20 protein-coding genes and 1 pseudogene are annotated in these 25,528 nt (G+C 71.8%); all 21 read left to right on the top strand.

What is annotated here, in order from left to right; genetic code table 11:
• Window positions 1-50: 50 nt before the first annotated feature.
• The 21 genes and pseudogenes from LDL48_RS05860 to dnaE all read left to right on the top strand — a co-directional run bounded on the left by LDL48_RS05860 (window position 51) and on the right by dnaE (window position 25,508).
• Window positions 51-1,571: a UDP-N-acetylmuramoyl-L-alanyl-D-glutamate--2,6-diaminopimelate ligase gene (locus LDL48_RS05860; RefSeq protein ID WP_225253955.1), complete on the top strand. Its 1,521-nt coding sequence runs from the start codon at window positions 51-53 to the stop codon at window positions 1,569-1,571.
• A complete protein-coding gene (locus LDL48_RS05855) occupies window positions 1,568-2,941 on the top strand; it encodes a UDP-N-acetylmuramoyl-tripeptide--D-alanyl-D-alanine ligase (RefSeq protein WP_225253954.1) in 1,374 nt (457 codons plus the stop codon). The genes LDL48_RS05860 and LDL48_RS05855 overlap by 4 nt, the downstream gene beginning before the upstream one ends.
• The gene (gene mraY, locus LDL48_RS05850) at window positions 2,938-4,041 is read left to right on the top strand and encodes a phospho-N-acetylmuramoyl-pentapeptide-transferase (RefSeq protein ID WP_225253953.1); all 1,104 of its coding nucleotides are present in this window, start codon (window positions 2,938-2,940) and stop codon (window positions 4,039-4,041) included. Before LDL48_RS05855 ends, mraY begins: the two co-directional genes overlap by 4 nt.
• 69 nt (window positions 4,042-4,110) lie before the next feature.
• On the top strand, window positions 4,111-5,475 hold the full coding sequence (locus LDL48_RS05845) for an FtsW/RodA/SpoVE family cell cycle protein (protein ID WP_225253952.1): 1,365 nt from the start codon (window positions 4,111-4,113) through the stop codon (window positions 5,473-5,475).
• A complete protein-coding gene (gene murG, locus LDL48_RS05840) occupies window positions 5,475-6,581 on the top strand; it encodes an undecaprenyldiphospho-muramoylpentapeptide beta-N-acetylglucosaminyltransferase (protein ID WP_225253951.1) in 1,107 nt (368 codons plus the stop codon). Before LDL48_RS05845 ends, murG begins: the two co-directional genes overlap by 1 nt.
• A gap of 31 nt (window positions 6,582-6,612) precedes the next feature.
• A complete protein-coding gene (gene murC / locus LDL48_RS05835) occupies window positions 6,613-8,043 on the top strand; it encodes a UDP-N-acetylmuramate--L-alanine ligase (RefSeq protein ID WP_225253950.1) in 1,431 nt (476 codons plus the stop codon).
• A 3-nt stretch (window positions 8,044-8,046) separates the two neighbouring features.
• A complete protein-coding gene (locus LDL48_RS05830; protein ID WP_225253949.1) occupies window positions 8,047-8,820 on the top strand; it encodes a cell division protein FtsQ/DivIB in 774 nt (257 codons plus the stop codon).
• A 284-nt stretch (window positions 8,821-9,104) separates the two neighbouring features.
• Window positions 9,105-10,235, top strand: a complete 1,131-nt coding sequence (gene ftsZ, locus LDL48_RS05825) for a cell division protein FtsZ (RefSeq protein ID WP_225253948.1) — start codon at window positions 9,105-9,107, stop codon at window positions 10,233-10,235.
• A gap of 9 nt (window positions 10,236-10,244) precedes the next feature.
• Window positions 10,245-10,967, top strand: coding sequence for a YggS family pyridoxal phosphate-dependent enzyme (locus LDL48_RS05820; RefSeq protein ID WP_225253947.1), 723 nt, complete (start codon window positions 10,245-10,247; stop codon window positions 10,965-10,967).
• A 203-nt stretch (window positions 10,968-11,170) separates the two neighbouring features.
• Window positions 11,171-11,878, top strand: a complete 708-nt coding sequence (locus LDL48_RS05815; protein WP_225253946.1) for a cell division protein SepF — start codon at window positions 11,171-11,173, stop codon at window positions 11,876-11,878.
• Between the two features lie 23 nt (window positions 11,879-11,901).
• Complete coding sequence (locus LDL48_RS05810) at window positions 11,902-12,210, top strand: YggT family protein (RefSeq protein WP_225253945.1); 309 nt, start codon at window positions 11,902-11,904, stop codon at window positions 12,208-12,210.
• 43 nt (window positions 12,211-12,253) lie between these two features.
• Window positions 12,254-13,072, top strand: a complete 819-nt coding sequence (locus tag LDL48_RS05805; RefSeq protein WP_225253944.1) for a DivIVA domain-containing protein — start codon at window positions 12,254-12,256, stop codon at window positions 13,070-13,072.
• A gap of 41 nt (window positions 13,073-13,113) precedes the next feature.
• Window positions 13,114-14,946 (top strand): pentapeptide repeat-containing protein, encoded by a 1,833-nt coding sequence (locus LDL48_RS45000; protein ID WP_225254145.1) that lies wholly within the window; start codon window positions 13,114-13,116, stop codon window positions 14,944-14,946.
• Window positions 14,947-15,034: 88 nt separating this feature from the next.
• Window positions 15,035-15,349, top strand: a pseudogene (locus LDL48_RS05795) (DUF167 domain-containing protein); the annotation flags it as partial.
• 125 nt (window positions 15,350-15,474) lie between these two features.
• Complete coding sequence (locus tag LDL48_RS05790; protein ID WP_225253943.1) at window positions 15,475-16,983, top strand: potassium/proton antiporter; 1,509 nt, start codon at window positions 15,475-15,477, stop codon at window positions 16,981-16,983.
• 330 nt (window positions 16,984-17,313) lie between these two features.
• Window positions 17,314-17,736 carry a TraR/DksA family transcriptional regulator gene (locus tag LDL48_RS05785; protein WP_225253942.1) on the top strand — a complete coding sequence of 141 codons (423 nt, stop codon included), beginning with the start codon at window positions 17,314-17,316 and terminating at the stop codon, window positions 17,734-17,736.
• A 17-nt stretch (window positions 17,737-17,753) separates the two neighbouring features.
• Complete coding sequence (lspA, locus tag LDL48_RS05780) at window positions 17,754-18,344, top strand: signal peptidase II (protein ID WP_225253941.1); 591 nt, start codon at window positions 17,754-17,756, stop codon at window positions 18,342-18,344.
• A gap of 65 nt (window positions 18,345-18,409) precedes the next feature.
• Window positions 18,410-19,294: an RluA family pseudouridine synthase gene (locus LDL48_RS05775; protein ID WP_255627553.1), complete on the top strand. Its 885-nt coding sequence runs from the start codon at window positions 18,410-18,412 to the stop codon at window positions 19,292-19,294.
• Window positions 19,295-19,318: 24 nt separating this feature from the next.
• A complete protein-coding gene (locus LDL48_RS05770) occupies window positions 19,319-20,293 on the top strand; it encodes a hypothetical protein (protein WP_225253939.1) in 975 nt (324 codons plus the stop codon).
• A 94-nt stretch (window positions 20,294-20,387) separates the two neighbouring features.
• Window positions 20,388-21,899: a MinD/ParA family ATP-binding protein gene (locus LDL48_RS05765; protein ID WP_255627450.1), complete on the top strand. Its 1,512-nt coding sequence runs from the start codon at window positions 20,388-20,390 to the stop codon at window positions 21,897-21,899.
• A 75-nt stretch (window positions 21,900-21,974) separates the two neighbouring features.
• Window positions 21,975-25,508 (top strand): DNA polymerase III subunit alpha, encoded by a 3,534-nt coding sequence (gene dnaE, locus LDL48_RS05760; RefSeq protein WP_225253937.1) that lies wholly within the window; start codon window positions 21,975-21,977, stop codon window positions 25,506-25,508.
• Window positions 25,509-25,528: the final 20 nt, after the last annotated feature.

The raw sequence follows: 25,528 nt of genomic DNA, 5'->3' as shown, positions 1-25,528 counted from the left end.
TTGTATGGCGTCCGCAGTCGGATGCCGGACACGGGGTAGGGTCTGACGCCGTGTCCGGCATTCCCCGTCCCCAGCACGTGCCGCCGTACCGGCTGGCCGATCTCGCGGCCCTGCTCGCGGTCGATCCGGCCGGCCCGGACGTGGCCGTCACCGGAGTGACCCACGCCAGTGGCGAGGTCCGTCCCGGTGACCTCTACGCGGCGCTGCCCGGCGCCCGCCGGCACGGCGCGGAGTTCGTCGCCGCGGCCGCCGACGCCGGTGCGGTCGCCGTCCTGACCGATCCGGCCGGACGGGACGCCGCCGTCGCGGCCGGCCTGCCGGTGCTGGTGGCCGACGATCCCCGGGCCGTGCTCGGCACGGTCGCGTCCGCGATCTACGGCGACCCCACCTCGCGGCTCACCATGATCGGCATCACCGGTACCGCCGGGAAGACCTCGACGGCGTACCTGGTCGAATCCGGCCTGCGCGCCGCCGGGCTGACCACCGGCCTGATCGGCACGGTGGAGACCCGGCTCGGTGCCGTTGTCATCGACAGCGTGCGCACCACGCCGGAGGCCACCGACCTGCACGCCATGCTGGCCGTCGCGGCCGAGCAGGGCGTCCGCGCGGTGGTCATGGAGGTCTCCAGCCACGCGCTGGTGATGGGCCGGGTCGGCGGCGTGCGGTTCGCGGTCGGCGGCTACACCAACTTCGGCCTCGACCACCTGGACTTCCACGCCGACGCGGACGACTATTTCGCGGCCAAGGCCCGGCTGTTCGACGGCCGGTGCCGCGACGAGGTGCTCAACGCGGACGACCCGGCGCTGCGGCCGCTGTTCAAGCCGTCCACGATCAGCTACTCGGCGCTCGGCACGCCGACCGCCGGCTGGTACGCCACCGACGTGCAGGCGTCGGCGTTCGGGCAGCGGTTCACCGCGCACGGCCCCGGCGACCGGGCGGTGCCGGCCGGGGTGGCCCTGCCCGGGCGGCACAACGTGGCCAACGCGCTGCTCGCCCTCGCCGCCCTGGTGGCCGTCGGCGTCGCGCCCGAGGTGGCGGCGCGCGGCATCGCCGACTGCCCCGGCGTGCCCGGCCGGCTGGAACGGGTGGACGCGCCGGGCGACGTGCTCGGCGTGGTCGACTACGCGCACAAGTCGGACGCCATCGTGGCCGCGCTGGCCGCGCTGCGCGAACTGGCCAACGCCCGCGGCGGGCACCTGATCTGCGTGCTCGGTGCCGGCGGCGACCGGGACCGCGGCAAGCGGCCGCTGATGGGCGCGGCCGCGGCCCGCGGTGCGGACCTGGTCGTGGTCACCGACGACAACCCGCGGAGCGAGGACCCGGCCACGGTGCGTGCCGCGGTCCGGGCCGGTGCGGAGCAGGCCGGCACGCCTGCGAAGATCATCGAAGTAGCCGGCCGCCGGGCCGCGATCGACGAGGCGGTACGCCTGGCCGGTGCGGGCGACGTGGTGGCGGTCCTGGGCAAGGGACACGAGCGGGGCCAGGAGGTGGACGGCCGAGTGCTGCCGTTCGACGACCGGATCGAGTTGACCGCGGCGCTGACCGCACGCACCGGTGGGGGCACCGCATGATCCCGATGAGTCTCGCCGAGATCGCCACGATCACCGGCGGCACCCTGGTGCACGCCGGCCCCGAGGCGCTGGTCACCGGCACCGTCGAGTACGACTCCCGCGAGGTCGGCCCGGGCAGCCTGTTCGTGGCGTTCGCCGGTGAGCGCGTGGACGGTCACGACTTCGCCGCCCAGGCGGTCGCCGCGGGTGCGGCCGGCGTGCTGGGCAGCCGCGACACCGGCGTACCCGGGGTGGTGGTGGCCGACCCGCTGGCCGCGCTGGCCGTGCTGGCCCGGGCCGTGCTGGACCGGCTGCCCGATCTCACCGTGGTGGGCATCACCGGTTCCTCCGGCAAGACCACGACCAAGGACTACATCGCGCAGCTGCTGGCCCGGCTGGGCCCGACCGTGGCGACGGTCGGCTCGCTCAACAACGAACTCGGGCACCCGACCACCGCGCTGCGGGCCACGCCGGACACCCGGTTCTCGGTGCTCGAGATGGGGGCCCGCGGCGTCGGGCACATCCGGCACCTCGCCGAGGTGGCCCCGCCGCGGATCGGCGTGGTGACCAACATCGGCACCGCCCACGTCGGCGAGTTCGGCTCCCTCGAGGGCACCGCCCGGGCCAAGGGCGAACTGGTCGAGGCGTTGCCGGCGGACGGGGTGGCGATCCTCAACGCCGACGACCCGCTGGTGTCCGGGATGGCCGGGCGGACCGCGGCGCGGGTGGTGCGCTTCGGCGAGTCGCCGGACGCCGACGTGCGCGCGGAGAACGTCACGCTGGACTCCCGGGGCCGGGCGTCGTACACGCTGGCCGGCCGCCCGGTACGGCTCCGCGCCACCGGTGCGCACCAGGTTCCCAACACGCTGGCCGCCGCCGCGGTGGCGCTGTCGCAGGGCATGTCGCCGGACGACGTGGCGGCCGCCCTGTGCGAGATCGACATCGTCTCCAGCCGGCGGATGGACGTGTTCGACCGGCCGGACGGGGTGACCGTCATCGACGACTCGTACAACGCCAACCCGTCGTCCACCGCGGCGGCGCTGCGGGCGCTGGCGGTGCTCGGCGCGGACCGGCGGACCACCGCCGTGCTCGGCTACATGGTGGAGCTCGGCGAGTACGAGGTCGCCGGACACCGGGACGTCGGCCGGCTCGCCGCCGAGCTGGGCGTGGACCGGCTCATCGTGGTCGCCGACATCGCCCGTCCGGTGCTCGACGGCGCCGCCGAGGTGGAGCAGTGGAAGGGCGAGGCGGTGTTCGCGGCCGACCAGGAGGCGGCCGTCGAGGCGCTGCGGGCAGACCTGCGTCCCGGGGACGTGGTGCTGGTGAAGGGTTCGAGGTATCGGTGCTGGAAGGTCGCGGACGCACTGCGGCCTGAGGGGGTTCGCCCGTGAGGGCAGTCATCGTCGCGGCCGCGGTCGCGTTTCTCATCTCGCTCTTCGGCACCCCGATTGCGATCAAGGTGTTCTCCGCGCTCAAGGCGGGTCAGCCGATCCGGTCCCTGGGACCGGCGTCGCACCAGGGCAAGAAGGGCACGCCCACGATGGGCGGGGTGGCGTTCATCGTGGCCACGGTGTTCGCGTACGTCGCCGGCCACCTGGCGCTGACCACCCTGCCGGAGCGGCAGATCGCCCAGGAGAAGCCCACCATGACCGCCCTGGTCCTGCTGGGGTTGTTCGTGTTCTGTGGCGCGGTCGGCTTCCTCGACGACTTCCTCAAGGTCCGCAAGCGCAACTCGAACGGCCTGAGCGCCAAGGGCAAGCTGCTCGGCCAGCTCATCGTCGGTGGCGGCTTCGGTATCGCCGCGCTGTACGTGCCGAGCACCAACGGCCAGACCGTGGCCAGCGAGAGCATCTCGTTCATCCGGGACATCAGCTTCCTGGACGTCGGCAAGGTCGGCTCGGTGCTGGTCTTCGTGTTCGTCATCATGTCCATGTCGAACGGCGTGAACCTCACCGACGGACTGGACGGCCTGGCCACCGGCGCGTCGATCGCGGTGCTGGGAGCGTACGCGCTGATCGGTTTCTGGCAGTACCGGCACTGGTGCGCGGACATCGACTACTCCGGGGGCGGTGCCTACTGCTACGAGGTACGCGACCCGTTGGAGATCGCCATGATCGCCGCGGCGGCGGCCGCCGCCTGTGTCGGTTTCCTGTGGTGGAACACGAACCCGGCCCGGATCTTCATGGGTGACACCGGCGCGCTCGGCCTGGGCGGCCTGATCGGCGGCCTGGCCATAGCGACCCGGACCACGCTGCTCTCGGTCATCATCGGCGGCCTGTTCGTGATCATCACGCTCTCCGTGGTCATCCAGATCATCTCCTTCAAGACCACCGGCAAGCGGGTGTTCCGGATGTCACCGCTGCAGCACCACTTCGAGCTGGCCGGGTGGAGCGAGGTCAACATCGTGGTCCGGTTCTGGATCGTGGCGGGGCTCTGCGTGGCGATCGGCCTGGGGCTGTTCTACAGCGACTTCCTGGCGACGATGGGGTGATCTGATCTCACCCACCGACACGCGGCGCGCGTCCGCGGTGATCGATGTCGTTACCCCGATGATGAGGTGATGGAGGAACAGAAGGCCCGCCCGTCGCTCAGCCGGCAACTGCTGCCCGCCGTGCACGGGATGCTGGCACGGCCGCTGTCCTCCTACTACCTGCTGCTCGCCAGCTCCGGCCTGCTGCTGCTGATCGGCCTCACCATGGTCTTCTCGGCGACCAGCGTGAAGGCGTACGCGCAGCACGGCAACGCCTTCAGCGCGATCCGGGACCAGGCGGTCTTCGCGCTGCTCGGGCTGTTCGGCTTCTGGGTGTGCCAGCGGCTGCCGGCCCGCACGCTGCGCACGCTCGGCACGTACGTGCTGGGCGCCGCGATCGTGCTGCTCGCCGTGCTGGACCTGCTGATGGCGCTGAAGTCGGTCAAGATCCTGAGCGAGCCGAAGCTCGGGCCGGTCGAGGCCAACCTGCTCTGGCTCTACCTCGGCCCGGTCGGCATCCAGCCGTCCGAGCTGGCCAAGCTCGGCCTGGTCCTGTGGGGCGCGGACATCGTCGCCCGCAAGGGCGCCTACCTGGGGCTCTGGCGCGAGCTGGCGATCCCGCTGTTCCCGGTGCTGGGGCTGCTGTTCGTCCTGGTCGGCTACAACGACCTGGGCACCATGCTGGTGCTGCTGGCGCTGGTCGTCGGCCTGCTCTGGGCGGCCGGCGTCCGGCTGCGGATCTTCGCGGCCCTGGGCGTTCTCGGCCTGGCCGGGATCGGCCTGCTGATCGCGGCCGCGTCCCGCGGTGCCGGCTCCGGCTCGACCGACACGGACAACTACCGCCTGGCCCGGCTCACCACGTTCTTCCGCCCGCCGGAGGACTGTGACCTGGGCGCCTGCTACCAGCTGCTGCAGGGGCGGTCGGCGATCTACGAGGGCGGCTGGTTCGGCGTCGGGCTGGGCAAGAGCGCGCTGAAGTGGGACTGGCTGCCGGAGGCGGACAACGACTTCATTTTCGCGGTGGTCGCCGAGGAGCTGGGGGTGGTCGGCTGCGCCGTGGTGCTGGCGCTGTTCTCGGTGCTCGCGTACACCGGCTTCCGGATCGCCCGCCGGGTCGAGGACCCGTTCCGCCGGCTCGCCGCCACCGCCATCACCACCTGGCTGGTCGCCCAGGCTGTGATCAACATCGGCGGCGTGGTGGGCCTGCTGCCGATCACCGGCCTGCCCCTGCCGTTCATCTCCGCAGGCGGCAGCGCGCTGGTCGTGACGCTCGCCGCGATCGGCATGCTGGCGTCGTTCGCCCGTGCCGAACCGGACGCCGCCCGGGCCCTGAACGCCCGTCCGCCCGCTCGATGGGTACGGCTAGTCTGGGCCCCGCTGCCGCCGCTCCCCCCGCCGCGGCGGCCCGCCGCGAAGCGTCCGCAGGCGACGGCGGGGGGTGGGAGGAGACGGTGATGGCTCTGCTGCGGTCGGTCGTGTTGGCCGGAGGGGGCACCGGTGGTCACATCTATCCGCTGCTTGCCTTCGCCGATGCGTTGCGCCGGCACTTCCCGGAGGTGCGCATCACCACGCTGGGCAGTCCGAAGGGCATGGAGAACGAGCTGATCCCGCCGGCCGGCTACGACCTGCGGTTGATCCCGGCGTTCCAGCTGCCCCGGGCGGTCAACCTGAACCTGCTGCGCACCCCGGACCGGATGTGGAAGTCGGCGCACGCGGCGGGCAAGGTGATCGACGAGGTCCAGGCCGATGTCGTGGTGGGCTTCGGCGGGTACGTGTCGGTGCCGGCCTACCTGGCGGCCTGGCGGCGCGAGCTGCCCCTGGTGATCCACGAGGTCAACGTGCCGCCCGGGGTGGCGAACCGGATGGGCATGAAGTTCACCAAGAACGTCGCGGTCGGTTTCCCGCACCAGCCCCAGCAGGCCGAGTCGTTGCGTTCGGCCCGGGTGGTCGGCGTACCGCTGCGCACCGCGATCGCCCGGCTGGACCGGCCGGCCCTGCGGCCGAGCGCGCTGGCCCACTTCGGACTGCGTCCCGACCTGCCGGTGCTGCTGGTCTCCGGCGGCTCGCAGGGTGCGCGCGCGATCAACCTGGCAGTCGCCGGGGCGGCCAAGGCGCTGACCCACGCGGGCATCCAGGTGCTGCACGTGCAGGGCGGGCGCAACGATCCGTTCGAGGTGCCGCACGACCTGCCGGTGCCGTACGTGGTGGTGCCGTACCTGTCCGACATGCAGCTCGGATACGCCGCGGCCGACCTGATGCTCTGCCGCGGCGGGGCGATCACGGTCGCCGAGACCACGGCGATCGGGGTGCCGGCGATCTACGTGCCGTACCCGCACAGCAATCAGGAACAGAAGCGCAACGCGCTGCCGGTGGTCGAGGCCGGTGGGGGCCTGCTGGTGGACAATGCCGAGGTCACACCGGAATGGATCGAGCGTACGGTGATCCCGCTGGCGCGTGACCCGCAGCGGCTCGCCGCGATGGGCCGGGCGGCCGGGGCCTACGGACGCCGGGACGGCGACGAGGCCCTGCTGGACTTCGTGTGCGAGGCGGTGGCCCGATGACGGCGCCGTCCATCAGTAGGGGAGTGGACCTGTGAACACGGCGGAGCTGACGCCGGCCGGCGAGTTGACCGCCGAGGACCTGGGCAGCGTGCACCTGATCGGCATCGGCGGCGTGGGCATGGGCGGGCTGGCCCGGTTGCTGCTCACCCGCGGCGTACCGGTGTCCGGCAGCGAGTTGCGCGAGTGGCCGGCCCTGGCCGCGTTGCGCGCGCTGGGCGGCACGGTGCACATGTCGCACACCGCGTCCAACCTGGACGGCGTGGACACCGTGGTCTACTCGACCGCGATCCCGGCCGACCACCTGGAGCTGGTCGAGGCGCGCCGGCGCGGGCTGCGGGTGCTGCACCGGTCCGAGGCGCTCGCCGCGGCCATGACCAACCGGCAGACCATCGCGGTGGCCGGCACCCACGGCAAGACCACCACCACCTCGATCATGACGGTGATCCTGCAGCACGCCGGGCAGGACCCGTCGTTCGTGATCGGCGGCGAGATCTCCGAGGCCGGGTCGAACGGCCACCACGGCACCGGGCCGTACTTCGTGGCCGAGGCGGACGAGAGCGACCGGTCGTTCCTGATCTACCGGCCGCACGTCGCGATCGTCACCAACATCGAGGGTGACCACCTCAACAACTGGGGCGACCTGGCCGGGCTCAAGGCCGGTTTCCAGCAGTTCGCCGAGCTCACCGACGCGGACGGCTTCGTGGTGACCTGCGCCGACGACCCCGGCGTCCAGGATCTGATCGTGGCGCTGCGGGCACAGGGGCGGACCGTCTACACGTACGGCGAGAGCGAATGGGCGGACCTGCGGCTCGACGACGTGGTGTCGTCGGTCAGCGGGGTGCGGTACACCGCCGCGCTGCACGGCGAGGCGCTCGGTGAGATCAAGCTGGCGCTGCCCGGCCGGCACATGGGACTGAACAGCGCGGCGGCCGTGCTCACCGCGCTGAAGCTGGGCATTCCGCTGGTGTCGATCACCGAGGCGCTGAGTGCGTTCCCGGGGGTGCGGCGGCGGTTCGAGCGCAAGGGCATCGCCGCGGGCGTCCGGGTCTACGACGAGTACGCGTACCACCCGACCTCGGTGAAGGCCGCGCTGCGCACGCTGCGCGAGGTGGCCGGCGACGGCCGCCTGCTGGTGGTGTTCCAGCCCTACCGGGTCTACCGCACCCGGGACCTGCAGGCCGAGTTGGCCGAGGGGCTGTCGCTCGCGGACGAGGTGATCGTCATGGAGGTCTTCGGCCCGGGCGAGGTGCGCGAGCCGGGTGAGGGCGGCGTCGCGCTGACCGCGGCGGTCGCGCTGACGGACGACCGCAAGGTGTTCGTGCCGTCCTGGGAGGACGTGCCGACCGAGGTGGTCCGCCGCAGCCGCCCCGGCGACGTGGTGGTCACCATGGGCGCGCCGCCGATCTCGCTGATGGGCGACGAACTGCTGGCCGCCCTCACCGAGGCCGATCGGGACCGCTGAGCGATGACCGCGGGGGGCGGGCGGAACTGGCGGCTGGTCCGCGCGGACACCGACGCGGTGCCCTCGTCGGTGCGCCGGTTCATGGCCCGCGCCCGGCAGCGGCGCCTGCGGGCGGCGCTGCCCTGGGCGGTCGGGGCGGGGGTCGTGCTGGTGGTGGGCGGACTGATCTGGATGGTGTACGGCACGTCCGTGCTGGGCGTGCGCCAGGTCCGGGTGGTGGGCACCGAGGTGCTGTCCGCGGTGCAGGTCGAGCAGGCCGCGGCGGTGCGGATGGCCGAGCCGCTGGCCCGGGTGGACACCGACGCGGTGCGGTCCCGGGTGCAGGGCCTGGCCGCGGTGGACCACGCGGTGGTGTCCCGGGACTGGCCCGGCACGCTCGTGGTCGAGGTGGTGGAGCGGACGCCGGTGGCCGCCGTGGCGGCGGCGGGGAACGCCTCGTACACGTTGATCGACACCGAGGGTGTGGCGTTCCGGACCGTGCCCCGCAAGCCGGCCGGCCTGCCGCTGGCGAAACTGGCCGCTCCGGGCCCGTCGGACGTGAACACCCGGGCCGCGCTCACCGTGCTGGCCGCGCTCACCGACGACCTGCGCGAGCAACTGGTGGCGATCTCGGTGGAGGCGCCGGCGCGGATTCACCTGCTGCTGCGCAAGGACCGTACGGTGATCTGGGGTGACGACTCCGCCAGCGAGGTCAAGGCCAAGGTCTCCACCGCGCTGCTCAACCGCGACGGCCGGACCATCGACGTCAGCGCCCCGTCCGTGGTCACCATCCGCTAATCGGACAAAATTGCCCAAACGGAGCATTGCGTACGAGGTTACGGCTCAGTCGGATAGTCGCCATGCACGCGCACGCCGACACGCCGCGTCGGTCCTTGGATGTCGGTAAAGGTCCGCTTACCTTGCGACCAGAGGTTCAGTAGTTGACATAACACTAAGCCTCTAGTAGAGGGTGAGGGTTTCCTCGCCCTCCCTTGTACGGCTGCGGTTGTCGAAGTGTGGTTCTGGCCGGAACCGCAGGGGCCCTCGACAGCCGCCAACCCTGGAAGGGAAGGCTGAGCCCGATGACACCTCCACACAACTACCTTGCCGTGATCAAGGTCGTCGGCATCGGTGGCGGCGGCGTGAACGCCGTGAACCGCATGATCGAGGTTGGGCTCAAGGGCGTCGAGTTCATCGCGATCAACACCGATGCGCAGGCGCTGCTGATGAGTGACGCCGACGTCAAACTGGACGTCGGCCGGGAACTGACCCGCGGACTCGGTGCCGGCGCGCAGCCGGACGTCGGCAAGAACGCCGCCGAGGACCACCGCGACGAGATCGAAGAAGTGCTCAAGGGCGCCGACATGGTGTTCGTGACCTGCGGCGAGGGCGGCGGTACGGGCACCGGTGGCGCGCCCGTGGTGGCGAACATCGCCCGCAAGCTCGGCGCGCTCACCATCGGCGTGGTCACCCGGCCGTTCTCCTTCGAGGGCAAGCGCCGTCAGGTGCAGGCCGAGTCCGGCATCGACGAGCTGCGGAACCAGTGCGACACGCTGATCGTCATCCCGAACGACCGGCTCCTCGCGCTCGGTGACCGCGGCATCAGCATGATGGACGCGTTCCGCCAGGCCGACCAGGTGCTGCTCTCCGGTGTGCAGGGGATCACCGACCTGATCACCACGCCGGGTCTGATCAACCTGGACTTCGCGGACGTCAAGAGCGTGATGAGCGGCGCCGGCAGCGCGCTCATGGGCATCGGCAGCGCGCGCGGCGACAACCGCGCCGTCGAGGCCGCCGAGAAGGCGATCTCCAGCCCGCTGCTGGAGCAGAGCATGGACGGCGCCCGCGGCGTGCTGCTCTCCATCGCGGGCGGGTCCGACCTGGGCCTGTTCGAGATCAACGACGCCGCCCAGTTGGTCACGGACGCGGCCCACCCGGACGCCAACATCATCTTCGGCGCGGTCATCGACGACGCGCTCGGCGACGAGGTGCGGGTCACCGTGATCGCGGCCGGTTTCGACGGGGGCGCGCCCTCGTACAAGCCGTCCGAGCCGGCCCGCAAGGTGGTGCAGCAGCCGACCGCGCCGCCGCCGGTCACCACGCCGCCGCCGGCGAACAACACCACCCCGCCGGTACCGGCCACCACCCCGCCGCCGCGCCGGGTGCTCTTCGACGACGTGGACGTGCCGGACTTCCTGAAGAACGGTTCCTGAGGCCCGCGGTTGGCGGACACCGGCCGGCGTGCGCAGCTCGCCGCCTCGCTCGACGAGGTGCGGGAGCGGATCGCCCGTGCCTGCACCGCGGCCGGCCGGGACCCGTCGGAGGTCACGCTGGTCGCGGTGACGAAGACGTACCCCGCGGACGACGTGCGCCTGCTCGCCGGCCTCGGGGTGACCGACGTCGGCGAGAACAAGGACCAGGAGGCGTCCGGCAAGGCGGCCGAGCTGTCCGACCTGCCGCTCCGCTGGCACTTCGTCGGCCAGCTGCAACGCAACAAGGCCCGGTCCGTGGTGACGTACGCCGAGGTGGTCGAGTCGGTGGACTCCCGGCGCCTGGCCCGGGCCCTGGACGGCGCGGCCGGGCGGCACCGGGACCGGCCGCTCGACGTCCTGGTGCAGGTCAGCCTGGACGGCGACCTGGCCCGCGGCGGCGCGGTGCCGGGCGGCATCGAGGCGGAACGGGACCTGTGGCAGGTCGCCGACGCGGTCGCCGGGTCGGCGCACCTGCGGCTCGGCGGCGTGATGACGGTGGCGCCGCCCAGCTGGCACCCGGATCTGGCGTTCGAGAAGCTGGCCGAGGTGCGGGCGCGGCTCCTGTCCGGACACCCGGACGCCACCGTCGTCTCGGCCGGCATGAGCGGGGACCTGGAATCCGCGATCGTGCACGGAGCGACACACGTGCGGATCGGCACTTCTTTACTCGGGATGCGAAACAAGCTGCGGTAGCCTTGCGGCGGGCAGCAAACTACACAGGTGTTGTTTACGCACGCCAGGCAGTTCCGGCAGCCGGCGCGCCCGACAGCGCGAGCGTGCCTCCCGGGGTGCGTGCAAGGGGGGAAGCGGCTCGCCGAGGGGGCGCGCGCCGCACAGCGGATGTGAGGTGGGGGCATGGACGGGCGGTTTAGCGCCGAGCGGGACGAGGTGGCGGCATGAGTGCTCTGCGCAAGGCGGGGGTCTGGCTCGGCCTCGTCGAGGAGGACGACGAGCGCGGGTACGACGACCGCGGCTACCGCGAGAGTGGCTACCGTGAGCGCGACCGTGACCGGGACCGGGACCGCGACTCCGGGTACCGCTACGCCGACGAGTTCGCCGACGAGGACGACGACGTCGAGGAGGCGCCGGCACTGCCCCGGGCCCGTGCCTCCGAGCGGGTGCGGCTCAGCGAGCGCGCCGCCGCCCGGGCCGACCTCGACCGGGACCACCACGAGCGCACCGACCGCACCGAGCGCGCCAGCGTGCGCTCGATCACCCGGTCGACCACCGGCGGCGACAGCGGCGGCGGGCTGAGCTACCAGACGCGGGACAACCTCGCGCTCGCTCCGCAGGCCCCGGCGCCGCGGCCGGTCGAGGAGGACCAGCGGTACCAGATCACCACGCTGCACCCGACCACGTACCGTGAGGCCCGCACGATCGGGGAGCACTTCCGGGACGGCGTACCCGTGATCATCAATCTCACCGAGATGGACGAGGGCGACGCCCGCCGACTGGTTGACTTCGCTGCCGGACTGGCCTTTGGCCTTCGCGGTACGATCGAGCGCGTGACCAACCGGGTTTTCCTGCTCTCACCGGCAAATGTCCAGGTCACCGCGGAGGACAAGGCCAAGATCGCTGAGGGCGGCTTCTTCACTCAAAGTTGACCCGAACGAGGGATCCGCCGACCGTGCTGTCGATCGTCTTTCAAGTTCTCTACCTGTTGGTCTACGTCTTCTTTCTGACTCTGCTGACGCGCTTCGTCCTGGGTGCGGTGCTGCAGTACGGGCGCCGGTGGCAGCCTGGACGAGGCGCGTCCGCGGCATTGGAGTCCGTGTGGAGCGTCACTGATCCCCCCCTCAAGGCGTTGAGGCGTGTGATCCCACCGCTGCGAATTGGTAACGTGAGCTTGGACCTGGCGTCCCTGGTCCTGCTGGTTATCCTGTTCGTGCTTTTGAACTTCGTGTTAGCGCGCCTCATCATGACTTTCAGCGTGTGATGGGTAGCGCCCCACGCGGCCGCAACTGACCCGAGGAGTTTCGATGCCGCTGACCCCGGCCGACGTGCACAACGTCGCCTTCAAGAAGCCCCCGATCGGCAAGCGGGGGTATGACGAGGAGGAGGTCGACGCCTTCCTGGACGAGGTCGAGCGCGAACTCGCCCGTCTGATCGAGGAGAACAACGAGCTGCGTGCCCAGGTGGAGCGCGGCGGCCGGGGTGGCGCACCAGCCGGCCCGGGTGCCGACCCGCGGCTGGCGGCGGAGCTCAACGACATGAAGGCCCAGCTTGACCGCGTCCAGCGGGACAAGTCGGCGGCCGAGCAGGCGGCCCGCCAGATGCAGGCCGAGCTCGAGCAGGTCCGTGCCCAGGGCCCGGTCGGCGCCAGCGCCGGCACGGCCGGTGGCGACGGCGAGCAGCAGGCGCTGCGGGTCCTGATGATGGCCCAGCGGACCGCGGACGACCACGTGTCCGACGCGCGCCGCGAGGCCGACAAGCTGCTGTCCGACGCGCGCAGCAAGGCCGAGGAGGTCACCCGCGAGGCCCGTGCCAAGGCGGACGCCCTCGAGCGGGACGCGCGCCAGCGGCACCAGGAGGCCATGGGCGGCCTGGACGCCAAGCGGTCGGCGCTGCAGAAGCACATCGAGGAGCTGAAGCAGTTCGAGCGCGAGTACCGCACCCGGCTCAAGGCGTACCTGGAGAGCCAGCTGCGTGACCTCGACGGCCGTGGCCAGGGGCTGGAGGCCGAGATGCAGCGCGCCGACGCCAACCGCGCGGTCGGCGGCTCCGGCGGTCTCGCCGCGGCGGGCCTCGCCGGCTCGTACGGCGGCAGCCGCGCCAACTCCATCGAAACCGGCCGCTGACCACTCTGGTTGCGGTGGGGAACACCCGACGAGGATGAGCCATGATCGTTGCTAGCCTGCTGCTCATCCTCGTCGCGGTGACGCTGCTGGTATTAGGGCTCGCCGGCGGTTCGAGCACACTCCTGATCAGTTCGATCGTGACCAGTCTGCTGGCCGCGGTCGCCCTGGTGGTCGGCGCGCGGCACGCCGCTGCCCAGCGGCGTACCGGCGGACCGGACGGACTGCCGGTCGACCCCGCCGCAGATCTCACGACTGCCGATCTCGCCGCCGCCGGCCGCACTCCCGCCGGCCGGACCCCGGCTGATCTCACCGCCGCTGATCTCACCGCTGCGGATCTGCTGGCTGCGGATCGCGGGGCTGCGGATCTGACGGACGCGGATCGTGGAACTGCGGATCTGACGGACGCGGATCGTGGAACTGCGGATCTGACGGACGCGGATCGTCGGGCTGCCGATCGGATGGCCGCGGATCGTCTGGCCATGGACGACACGGCCGCCGATCTCCTGGCGGAGCCGGTCGGCGCAGGGACGCGCGGCGACCGGTACCCCGCGGCGGGCGCCGCCGGTCGCCCCTATCCCGATCGTCCGGACGAGCAGTCTCCGCACGCGGAGGCACACGCTTCCGATGGCGCCACTTCCGACAGTTCCGGTGTTGCCGCCGAGTTCGCGGACCTCTCCGACCATCACCGGGCGGACCGTCCCGACTTCGGCCGGCCCGCGGGCCACGACCTTGAAGGTGCGCACGCCGGCCCGGGTGGTTTCGACCGCTACGCCGAGGACGCACCGGCCGGGTCGGATCGGGACGTGCCGGATCTACCGGGAACGTCCGCCTCGGCGGGGACGGCCCGCGATCGGGTGGGCGCCGACCGGCTCGTCGCGGACGAGCGGGACGACCCCTACCTCGGATCCACGGAGATGCGGACCGGCGGCGCAGCGAACCCGGCGTCCGCCGATGTCGAGCACGCCGGACCCGCCGACGTCGCGGGACCGCACGGCCCACGGGCCACATCCGATTTCTCCGGGTCTGGAGCCCTCACAGACGATTTGGTGGGTTCCGATCATGGCAGTGCGGACGCCCGTCGCGATCGGGTCTCGGGTCCCGGCCGCGCGGCGTCCGATTTCTCCTCGTCTGATGATCTCCGCGCCGATTCTGCGGCTTTCCCCGATCACCGGGGTACCGACGAGGCGCCGGACGGGCACTCCGCCGACGACCGCCCGGCCGATCCGGACTACGACCGTGCCGCCACCGTGATCGGCGCGGCCCGTAGCACCGAGCCGCCGACCGCTCCCTGGGACAACGACCCGCTCCAGGACGGAGAGACCACCGGGCCGTTGTACCCCGAACACGGTCAGGCCGGACCGCGGTCCGATCGCGGCGTCGACGAGGCGGACCATCTGAGCCCGCCCTCGGATCCGCTGGGTTCGGGGTCCCCCTCCGATCCGCTGGGCTCCGGGTCTCCCTCGGATCCGCTGGGGTCTGCGGAGGATCCGCTGGGTGCGCCGGCGAGGCGGGGCGCTCCGGAGCCGGATTACCTCGGCGACCTCCTCGGCCACGGCGCCGCGGGCGCGGGTGGTGCCACCGCCTCCGGTCCCGGCTACCACACGCCCGAATTCGACGAACCGGACGACGAGGACCCCGCCGACGAACCGCTGCCCCAAGCGGTCCGCCCGGGCGACGCGGTCCGGGTCGCCCAGTTGGACGCCGAGGTCGTGGTCGTGGACGGCCGGCCGCGCTACCACCTGGCCGACTGCGGTCACCTGGCCGGACGACTGAGTGAACCGCTTCCGGTGCGTGAGGCGGTCGAACTCGGTTTCAGTCCGTGCGGGCAGTGCCGTCCGGTGGACCGTCTGGTGGCCCGGGCCACGCGCCCGTGACCCCTCCGCAGGGGTGCGGGTGAGGGACTACTCACAGTTGTGGGGCGACCCCGGCGCGCGTCCGGAACGATGATCGGCACAATGAGGCATGGCCAAGCGGCACCCCACTCCGCCCGATCCCGGCCACAGCGTCTCGGTGCCGGTCCGGGTGCGGCCGGGCGCGGGGCGTACCCGTGTGGGTGGGTGTTATGACGGTCCGCACGGCCCGGCGCTGATCGTCGCGGTCGGTGCGCCGGCGGTGGACGGCAAGGCCACCGAGGCGGTCCGCCGGGCGCTGGCGGCTGCGCTCGGTGTGCGTCCGGGGAGCGTCGCGCTGCGGCTCGGTGCGACCAGCCGGGACAAGGTCTTCACGGTCGACGCCGACGGCACCGCGGTTCGGCGGAGGCTGCTGGCTCTCCGCGAGGATGTCACCGAACAGCGGCGTCCGCCCGCCCCCCGCGACGACGCCGGCGACCGGCAGCGTGGGGTCGCCCGGCCGGACCGCGCCGGGGATAGGCGCCGGCCGGACGCCGGGCGCGACGGCACGGGATGACCGGGAACCTGGATTACGCGCTGCTGATCGGGGCGGCGGTGCTGCTCGTCGCGGTGGCCGCGGTCCGGTTGTCGACGCGGCTCGGACTGCCGAGTCTTCTGGTGTACCTGCTGATCGGCGTGGTCATCGGGGAGTCGGGGCTGGGCATCCGGTTCGACGACGCGGACCTCACCCGTACCCTCGGATTCTGCGCCCTTCTCATGATCATTGCCGAGGGTGGGCTGACCGCGCGCTGGTCCACGTTGCGCCCGGTGCTGGGGTTGGCGTCGACGTTGGCGACCGTCGGGGTGGCGGTGAGCATCGCGATCGTGGGCGTGGTCGTACACCTGGTTCTGGGTCTGGACTGGCGCCTCGCGCTGCTGTACGGCGCCGTGCTGTCGTCCACCGACGCGGCGGCCGTGTTCGCGACGCTGCGGCGGCTGCGCCTGCCGCCGCGGCTGGTCGCCACGCTGGAGGCCGAGTCCGGCATGAACGACGCACCGGTGGTTCTGCTGGTCGTGTTGCTGGCGGCGGCCGGGCCCTTCGCCCACCCCTGGTGGTACGAGCTGCTGATCGTCGGGTACGAGCTGGCGGTGGGCGCCGCCATCGGGCTCAGCGTCGGCGTGATCGGGCGCTGGTTGTTGCGGCATGCCGCGCTGCCCTCGGCGGGTCTGTATCCGATCGCGGCGGTGGGGCTGACCGTGCTCGCGTACGCGGCCGGTGCGGTGGCGCACGCGTCCGGGTTCCTGGCGGTGTACGTGGCCGGCGTGGTGCTCGGCAATGCCCGCCTGCCGCACCGGCGGGCGATTCTGGGGTTCGCGGACGGGCTGGCCTGGCTCGCGCAGATCGGCCTGTTCGTGCTGCTCGGCCTGCTTGCGTCGCCGTCCCGGCTGTCCGACGCGCTGGTTCCGGCGCTGGTGGTGGGCTGTGCGCTGATCCTGCTGGCCCGGCCGTTGTCGGTGCTGGTGTCCGCGGTGCTCGCCCGCAGCGTGCGCCGGCTGGGCTGGCGGGGGCAGACGTTCCTGTCCTGGGCGGGGCTGCGCGGTGCGGTGCCGATCGTGCTGGCCACGATTCCGTTGTCGGCCGGCACGCCGGGGGCGGAGGGGCTGTTCGACGCGGTCTTCGTGCTGGTCATCATCTTCACCCTGGTGCAGGCGGGGACGCTGGCGCCGGTGGCGCGGTGGCTGCGGATCACGGCGCCGCACGAGGCGGCCGAGGTGCGGGTGGAGATCGCGCCGCTGGAGCACATGGGTGCCGACCTGCTGCAGATCGACGTGGCGCCGGGGTCGCGGCTGGCCGGGGTGCACATCGACGAGCTGCGGCTGCCGGTGGGCGCGGCGGTGACCCTGGTGGTGCGGGCGGGCAGCGGGTTCGTGCCGGATCCGTACACCCGGTTGCGGACCGGGGACGCCCTGCTGATCGTGGCGACCGCGGCGGCGCGGGACGTGGCGGAGCGGCGGCTGCGAGCGGTCAGCCGGCGGGGGCGTCTGGCGCGCTGGTTCGGTGAGGAGGGCCGGGCGGACTGACCTGCGGATATCGTCGGGAATCCGACCGGCGGTTCGCGTGCTTCGTCCGGGTTGCCCGGCCTCGGCGCGGTGCGCCGTGTTGTCGGTGCCGTTCACGTTCCGTATCCTTGCGAACCTCTGGTGTGCGCGACGCTCGTCGTCGCGCCATTTGTGCACATGGGGACTTGTGCACCGGAGGCACGGCGGCGGTTCGCCCACGGATCGCCGCGCGGCCGGGCGCGACGTGTCCGGCTCCGACAACCGGGACGGGTGGCCGCGGCTCGACGAGCCGGCGACCGGATTCCGCAGACGCCGATCGCCGCGCGGGGGCGCGCGGCCGAGGGAGCGACGATGGCCAAGGCAACCGACACGAAGTCAGCTTCGACCGCCAAGGCCGCCACGAAGCGGTCCCGCAGCGCGGCGGAGACGCAGAAGATCGAGACGGCCCTGACCGAGCGCCGGGACGAACTGCAGGCGGAGTACGACCAGACGCTCGCCGAGATCACCGAGCTGCAGCGGGAACGGCTGACCGACTCGGCCGGCGACGACCAGGCGGACACCGGCACCAAGACGCTGGAACGTGAGCAGGAGATCACTCTGGCGAACAATCTGCTGGAGCGGATCAATCAGGTGGAACGCGCCATCGACCGCCTCGGCGAGGGCAACTACGGTTACTGCGAGAAGTGCGGGAACGCCATCCCGGTCGAGCGGCTGGCGGCCTTCCCGTCCGCGACCCTGTGCGTGTCCTGTAAGCAGCTGGAGGAACGACGCTGAACGCCGACGAGGCCACGGTGACCGAGCCGGGTGGCCGCACCGCGCTGCCCGGTGGCTTCAGCCGGGCGGCCGTGACGGTGCTGGCCGCGACCGCCGTCCTGGCGGTGGTGGTCGACCAGGTCACCAAGGAGCTGTCCACCCAGCACCTGACGGAGGGCGAGCCGGTCCGCATCCTGGGCGGGCTGGTCTACCTGTCCCTGCTGCGCAACAGCGGCGCCGCCTTCAGCCTGGGTAGCGACTACACCTGGGTGTTCCCGCTGATCACGCTGGTCGTCATCGGGTGGATCGGCTGGATGGCCCGCAAGCTGCGCTCGGTGCCCTGGGGCATCGCGCTCGGCCTGGTGCTGGGCGGTGCGCTGGGCAACCTCGGCGACCGGCTGTTCCGGGCGCCGGGACCGTTCCGCGGGCACGTGGTCGACATGATCAGTGTGTTCGGGCCGTACGGCGAGAAGTTCGCCGTGTTCAACGTCGCGGACAGCTGCCTGAGCGTCGGCGTGGTGGTCGCGGTCCTGCTGGAGCTGACCGGGCGGCAGCGCGACGGCGGCCGGCTCGGCCGGGACCAGTCGGTGCCCGAGGCCACCCCGACGGACAAGGCCGGCGACGCGTGACCGCTCCCTACGTACGCCCGACCGGCGACCGCCGCTCCCTGCCGGTCCCGGACGGCCTCGACGGCATGCGTCTCGACCAGGCGGTGTCCCGGCTGTTCGGGCTCTCCCGGACCGCGGCCGCCGCGCTGGTGGAGGCCGGTGACGCCCTCGTCGACGGCGTGCCCCGGCCCAAGTCGGACAAGGTCGCCGCGGGCGCCTGGCTGGAGGTCACGCTGCCCGCGCCGGTCAGCGCCCCGGCGGTGGTGGCCGAACCGGTGCACGGGCTCGGCATCGTGCACAGCGACGACGACATCGTGGTGGTGGACAAGCCGGTGGGCGTGGCGGCGCACCCCAGCCCGGGGTGGACCGGCCCGACCGTCATCGGCGGGCTGGCCGCGATGGGCCAGAACGTGGCGACCAGCGGCGCGGCCGAACGGCAGGGCGTCGTGCACCGGCTGGACGTCGGCACCACCGGCCTCATGGTGGTGGCCAAGAGCGAGATCGCGTACACCGTGCTGAAGCGGGCGTTCAAGGAACGCGAGGTGGACAAGCGGTACCACGCCGTGGTGCAGGGCCACCTCGACCCGCTGCGCGGCACGATCGACGCGCCGATCGACCGGCATCCGACCGCCGACTACCGGTACGCGGTGATGTCCGGCGGCAAGCCCAGCGTCACGCACTACGACACGCTGGAGGCGTTCCGCGCCGCCAGCCTGGTCGACGTGAAGCTGGAGACCGGGCGCACGCACCAGATCCGGGTGCACTTCTCGGCGCTGCGGCACCCCTGCGTGGGCGATCTCACCTACGGCGCCGATCCCACCCTGTCCGCCCGGCTGAAGCTGCACCGGCAGTGGCTGCACGCGCGTGAACTGGCCTTCGTCCACCCCCGTACGCACGACGAGGTCCGCTTCGTCAGCGAGTACCCGGACGACCTGGCCGCCGCGCTGGACCTGCTCCGCGACGGCAACTGAGGCCGGCGGCGGGAAACAGGCACCATGCGGTCCGCGTTGCGCGTGCTGACCGGGCTCTCGATCGCCGGGTTGCTGATCCTGCTGACCGGACTGACCTGGGCCAACGATCGCGAACCGGTACCCGGCCGGGACGGCACCGACATCGTCCGGGTGGGCGTGGTGGACGGGCAGCCGCTGTCCGGCTACCTGCACCACAGCCGGATCGAACTCGACGGGCTTCTGCGCGCGTCCGGCGTGTCCACCGGCGTGCCGACCTGGGCGCTGGTCAGCCTGGCCGGTTACCTGCCGCCGGACCGGCTGCCCGCGGTGCTGGGTGGCGCGGCGGTCGCCGAGGTGTACGCCCGGGCCCCGCTGCCGGGCGCCGCCACCGGCGTGGTGCGGATTCCGGTGTACCGGTGGCCGGACGACGTGACGGCCGGGATGCTCGCCGCGGCCGCCCGGCGGGACCAGGAACAGGCCGACTACCGCCGGCTCGGCGACCGGGTGAGCGACGACAACCGGAATGTGCTGCGGCTGCGCGCGGCGTACCGGACCGCCGCCGAGGTGGCGGCCGCGGAGGCGCACGCGTACCGCGGGCCGTGTGCCTGTGTGTTCGCGGCCGTGGTGCACGCCGACCCGGGCGCGTTACGGGAGATCGCCGGCCGCACCGAGGTGCGGGTGGTGGACCCGGCGCCGGAGGTGCGCCGGGTGGACCGGGTCGAGTTCCGGCCGCCGCTGCCGGAGGAGCAGGTCGCGGCGCCGCACGGTACACGCTCCGCAAGCGCGCCGGCACCATCGGGAACATCGACGGTTGCCCCGGTCCGACCGGTGCCGCTACCCTCGGCGTCCGGGGTTGCTGTGACATCCGACTCATCGGGCGATTCCGCCTCGGAGCCCGGCCCCGTCGCGACGGCATCGGAGGATCCCACTGCCGTACCCAGCGCACCCGCCGCGAGCAGCCCGCGTCCCGATCTGCTGTCCGCGCCACAGGGAGCATCCCGAGGCGCGTCCGGGCGTTAGTTCCCAGGACGGCGAGCGCCGGAACGTACCGGTGCACGTGCAGGAAATCTGGGAGTGGCCTGAAGAGGGTTCACCTCCGTAGCCTGTCTAGGGCATGGCGCCCGAGGCGTGGACCGTGGTGCAACACCGAGCCGAAGCAGGAGGACGAGCCGTGGACGGGACCGAGACCGGCTGGGGCCGGCCTGCGGAACCAGCCCCGCGCTGGCGGGCGCTGCTCGACCGTGCCCGGCACGCCTCCCGGACCGCCGAGGAGGCCGAGGAGGACGCGCTCGCCGAGGCGGACCGGGCGCCCGAGTCGCGTCGCCCGAACGCGCCGCAGCCGCCGCCGATGCGCCCGGTCAATCCGCTGGAGCGCCGGTCCTGGGCCGCCGAGCCGCCGCCGCGTACCGCGCCGGAGCCGCGTCCCGAGCCGCGCCCGTTCAACCCGTTGGACCGGCGGCCGGTGAACCCGCTGGACCGCCGCGCCACCCGCAACGGCGGCGAGCCGCGTCCGGCCCCGCCGGCCGACCCGCGACCGGTCAACCCGCTGGAGGCCCGCCGCCAGTCGCGCATCGCGGAGGGCTTCCAGGGCCGCCCGGAGCCGTACCCCGGTCGCGCCGAGCCGGAGCAGCCGCACAGCTTCTTCAGTCCGTCCACCCGCCAACCTCAGCCGCCGCCGGCGCCTAACCGCATGCCGCCCGGCGACACCTATCGAGCCGCCGCCTCGGTCGGGTCGGCGCCGGTGCTGCCGCCCGCGCCCGCCGCACCGACCTCGCCGGCCGCGGCCCGGATCGAGTGGCGCCAGGCCCGGCCGGAGCAGGAACTCGACCGCGCGGTCGCGGTGATGCGGCGGAAACTGGGCAAGCCGCGGGTCCTGGCGTTCGCCAACCCGAAGGGCGGCGTGCACAAGACCACCGCGACCGTGCTCGCCGCGGCGACCATCGGCAGCGTGCGCGGGCGGGGCGTGGTGGCGTGGGACGACAACGAGCTGCGCGGCACGCTCGGCCTGCGGGCCGGCAGCGCCCGGCACGCCCGCACCATCCGGCACCTGGTCGCCGACCTGATGCAGATCGAGAACCTGCACGGCGACGGCCTGCTCCACGCGCTGGACGACTACCTGCGGCACGCGTCCGACGGGTCCTACGACGTGCTGGCCGGCGAGGAGAATCCGCGCTTCGCGCAACGGCTGGACCAGAGCACGGTACGCCGGGTGATGGATCTGCTCCGCCGCACCCACGACGTGATCTGCGTGGACACCGGCAACAACGTGGAGAGCGTCAACTGGCAGACCGTGATGAAGGCGGCGGACCAGTTGGTGATCACCACGGTGCCCCGCGAGGACGCCGCGTTCACCGCGGACTGGATGCTGGACCTGCTGAACGAGACCGGCATGGACGATCTGGTGGCCAACGCGGTGACGTTGATCTCCTGTCCGTCGCCCGGCAAGCTGCCGCTGCTGGACGATCTGACCAAGCATTTCGCCACCCGTACCCGGGCGGTCGCGGTGGTGCCCTACGACCCGGCGCTCGAGGTCGGGTCGTCGATCGAGTACGCCGAACTCCAGCCGGAGACCCGCTCGGCGTGGCTGCGCGCCGCGTCGATGATGATCGAGCCTTTCGCCGAATGACCCGGGTGTCACCCGTGTTTCTTGTCGGTGGCTCGGACTAGGCTTTCCGACGCCGTCAACGCGAGGGGGGTCCGGGTGGCTGACTCGTTCGTGCACCTACATGTGCACACCGAGTATTCGATGCTCGACGGTGCCGCCCGGCTCAAGGATCTGTTCGCCGAGGCCAACCGTCTCGGCATGCCGGCCGTGGCGATCACCGACCACGGCAACATGCACGGGGCCTACGACTTCTACAAGCAGGCCACCGCGGCCGGGGTGACGCCGGTGATCGGCGTCGAGGCCTACGTGGCGCCGGAGTCCCGGTTCCACAAGTCCCGGGTGAAGTGGGGTCGCCCCGAGCAGAAGAGCGACGACATCTCGGGCAACGGCGCCTACACCCACATGACCATGTGGGCCCGCAACGCCACCGGCCTGAAGAACCTGTTCCGGCTCAACTCACTCGCGTCCATCCAGGGCCAGCTCGGTAAGTACCCGCGGATGGACCTGGAGCTGATCGCCGAGCACGCCGACGGCATCATGGGCACCACCGGCTGCCCGTCCGGTGCGGTGCAGACCCGGTTGCGCCTGGACCAGTTCGACGAGGCCCTCAAGTCGGCCGCGGCCTACCAGGACGCGCTCGGCAAGGACAACTACTTCCTCGAGATCATGGACCACGGCCTGTCCATCGAGCGCCGGGTCCGCGACGGGCTGCTCGAGATCGGCCGCAAGCTGGGCATCCCGCCGCTGGTCACCAACGACTCGCACTACACCCACGAGGCCCAGGCCGAGGCGCACGACGTGCTGCTGTGCGTGCAGACCGGCAGCAACGTGGCCGACCCCAACCGGTTCCGCTTCGACGGCGCCGGCTACTTCGTCAAGTCGGCCGACCAGATGCGCGCGGTGGACTCCTCGGACGCCTGGCTGGAGGGCTGCCGCAACACGCTGCTGGTGGCGGAGAAGGTCGACACCGCCGGGATGTTCGAGTTCCGCAACCTGATGCCCCGGTTCCCGGTGCCGGAGGGCGAGACCGAGGAGACCTGGTTCCGCAAGGAGACGTTCCGCGGCCTCGCCCGCCGCTACCCGGGCGGAGTGCCGGAGACCCACGTCAAGCAGGCGGAGTACGAGCTCGGCGTGATCCTGCAGATGGGTTTCCCGTCGTACTTCCTGGTGGTCGCGGACTTCATCCAGTGGGCGAAGAGCCAGGGCATCGCGGTCGGCCCCGGGCGTGGTTCGGCGGCCGGTTCCCTGGTGGCGTACGCACTGGGCATCACCGACCTGGACCCGCTGCCGCACGGCCTGATCTTCGAGCGGTTCCTCAACCCGGAGCGCGTCTCGATGCCGGATGTCGACATCGACTTCGACGAGCGCCGGCGCGGCGAGGTCATCAAGTACGTCACCGAGCGGTGGGGCGACGACAAGGTCGCGCAGATCGCCACGTTCGGCACGATCAAGGCGAAGGCCGCGATCAAGGACGCGTCCCGGGTGCTGGGCTTCCCGTTCGCGGTCGGTGACCGGATCACCAAGGCGCTCCCGCCGGATGTCATGGGCAAGGGCATCCCGCTGTCCGGCATCTTCGACAAGGACCACAAGCGCTACAGCGAGGCCGGCGAGATCCGCACGCTGTACGAGCAGGACCCGGACGTCAAGAAGGTGATCGACACCGCGCGCGGGATCGAGGGCCTGATCCGGCAGACCGGCGTGCACGCGGCCGGCGTCATCATGAGCGCCGAGCCGATCATCGAGCACATCCCGCTGATGCGCCGGCCGTCGGACGGCGTGATCATCACGCAGTTCGACTACCCGACCTGCGAGACGCTCGGCCTGCTGAAGATGGACTTCCTGGGCCTGCGCAACCTGACGATCATCGATGACGCGGTCAAGAACATCGAGCTGAACCACGGCAAGAAGGTCGACCTGCTGGCGCTGCCGCTGGACGACAAGGCGACCTACGAGCTGCTCTCCCGCGGCGACACGCTGGGCGTGTTCCAGCTCGACGGCGGCCCGATGCGTTCGCTGCTGCGGCTGATGAAGCCGGACAACTTCGAGGACATCTCCGCGGTCCTGGCGCTGTACCGGCCGGGTCCGATGGGCGCCAACTCGCACACCAACTACGCGCTGCGCAAGAACAAGCAGCAGGAGATCGTGCCCATCCACCCCGAGCTGGAGAAGCCGCTCGAGGAGATCCTCGGCCCGACCTACGGCCTGATCGTCTACCAGGAGCAGGTGCAGCGCGCCGCGCAGATCCTCGCCGGATACTCCCTGGGCAAGGCCGACCTGTTGCGCCGCGCGATGGGTAAGAAGAAGAAAGAGGTCCTGGACAAGGAGTTCGTGCCGTTCCGCGACGGCATGCGGGCCAACGGCTACTCCGACGAGGCGGTGAAGGCGATCTGGGACATCCTGGTCCCGTTCGCCGACTACGCGTTCAACAAGGCGCACACCGCCGGGTACGGCCTGGTGTCCTACTGGACCGGCTACCTGAAGGCGAACTACCCGGCCGAGTACATGGGCGGACTGCTGACCAGCGTCGGCGACGACAAGGACAAGATGGCGATGTACCTGGCCGAGTGCCGGCGCATGGGCATCCAGGTCCTGCCGCCCGACGTCAACCAGTCCGCCGGCCCGTTCACCCCGGTCGGCACGGACATCCGCTTCGGTCTCGCCGCGGTCCGCAACGTCGGGCACAACGTGGTCGACGCGATCGTCCGGTGCCGCAAGGACAAGGGCGACTACGTCGACTTCTACGACTTTTTGTCCAAGGTCGACGCGGTGGCCTGCAACAAGAAGACCATCGAATCGCTGATCAAGGCGGGCGCGTTCGACTCGATGGGGCACACCCGCAAGGGGCTGCTCGCGGTGCACGCCGAGGCGATCGACGCGTACGCCGACGTCAAGCGCAACGAGGCGGCCGGGCAGTTCGACCTGTTCGGCGCGTTCGGCGACACCGAGGGCGGCAGCTCCGCCACGGTCGCCATGCCGCCGATCGGTGACAGCGAGTGGGACAAGCGCGACAAGCTCGCCTTCGAGCGCGAGATGCTCGGCCTGTACGTCTCCGACCACCCGCTGGCCGGGCTGGAACAGGTGCTGCACAACGCGGCGGACACCACCATCGCCTCGCTGAACGAGGACGGCTCGGTCCCGGACGGGCAGATCGTGACGCTGGCCGGCATCCTCACCGGGGTGCAGCGGCGGATCACCAAGCAGGGCCGGCCGTGGGCGTCCGCGACGCTGGAGGACCTGGCCGGTGGTGTGGAGACGCTGTTCTTCCCGAACACGTACGAGGTGATCGGGCAGTACATCGCCGAGGACGCCATCGTGATCGTCAAGGGCCGGGTCGACCGGCGCGACGACACCCCGCGGATCATGGCGATGGACATGTCGATGCCGGACGTCTCACAGAACCCGGACAGCAAGCCGGTCACGCTCACCATGCCGATCACCCGCTGCACGCCGCCGCTGGTGAGCGAGCTGAAGGAGATCCTGGTCAGCCACCCCGGCGACGCGGAGGTGCACGTCCACCTGCAGAACGGCAGCCGGACCACGGTGATGCGGCTGGGCGGATTCAAGGTGGCTCCGACCCCGGCCCTGCGTGCAGACCTGAAGATGATCCTCGGCCCGTCCGCCGTCGGCTGAGCGAACCTGGCAGGATCGTA

Origin of the sequence: Jidongwangia harbinensis, from assembly GCF_020216025.1 — a bacterium.
Taxonomy (GTDB): domain Bacteria; phylum Actinomycetota; class Actinomycetes; order Mycobacteriales; family Micromonosporaceae; genus Actinoplanes; species Actinoplanes harbinensis.
Note: the sequence above shows the minus strand (reverse complement) of the source record. Positions and strands in the feature narration are given on the sequence as shown.

Excerpts from the sequence above, each read along its gene's own strand:
- LDL48_RS05855 (WP_225253954.1), top strand. The coding sequence starts at position 1,568 with ATGATCCCGATGAGTCTCGCCGAGATCGCCACGATCACCGGCGGCACC.
- LDL48_RS05845 (WP_225253952.1), top strand. The coding sequence starts at position 4,111 with ATGGAGGAACAGAAGGCCCGCCCGTCGCTCAGCCGGCAACTGCTGCCC.
- murG (WP_225253951.1), top strand. The coding sequence starts at position 5,475 with ATGGCTCTGCTGCGGTCGGTCGTGTTGGCCGGAGGGGGCACCGGTGGT.
- LDL48_RS05830 (WP_225253949.1), top strand. The coding sequence starts at position 8,047 with ATGACCGCGGGGGGCGGGCGGAACTGGCGGCTGGTCCGCGCGGACACC.
- ftsZ (WP_225253948.1), top strand. The coding sequence starts at position 9,105 with ATGACACCTCCACACAACTACCTTGCCGTGATCAAGGTCGTCGGCATC.
- LDL48_RS05815 (WP_225253946.1), top strand. The coding sequence starts at position 11,171 with ATGAGTGCTCTGCGCAAGGCGGGGGTCTGGCTCGGCCTCGTCGAGGAG.
- LDL48_RS05805 (WP_225253944.1), top strand. The coding sequence starts at position 12,254 with ATGCCGCTGACCCCGGCCGACGTGCACAACGTCGCCTTCAAGAAGCCC.
- LDL48_RS45000 (WP_225254145.1), top strand. The coding sequence starts at position 13,114 with ATGATCGTTGCTAGCCTGCTGCTCATCCTCGTCGCGGTGACGCTGCTG.
- LDL48_RS05790 (WP_225253943.1), top strand. The coding sequence starts at position 15,475 with ATGACCGGGAACCTGGATTACGCGCTGCTGATCGGGGCGGCGGTGCTG.
- LDL48_RS05785 (WP_225253942.1), top strand. The coding sequence starts at position 17,314 with ATGGCCAAGGCAACCGACACGAAGTCAGCTTCGACCGCCAAGGCCGCC.
- LDL48_RS05775 (WP_255627553.1), top strand. The coding sequence starts at position 18,410 with ATGCGTCTCGACCAGGCGGTGTCCCGGCTGTTCGGGCTCTCCCGGACC.
- LDL48_RS05770 (WP_225253939.1), top strand. The coding sequence starts at position 19,319 with ATGCGGTCCGCGTTGCGCGTGCTGACCGGGCTCTCGATCGCCGGGTTG.
- LDL48_RS05765 (WP_255627450.1), top strand. The coding sequence starts at position 20,388 with ATGGCGCCCGAGGCGTGGACCGTGGTGCAACACCGAGCCGAAGCAGGA.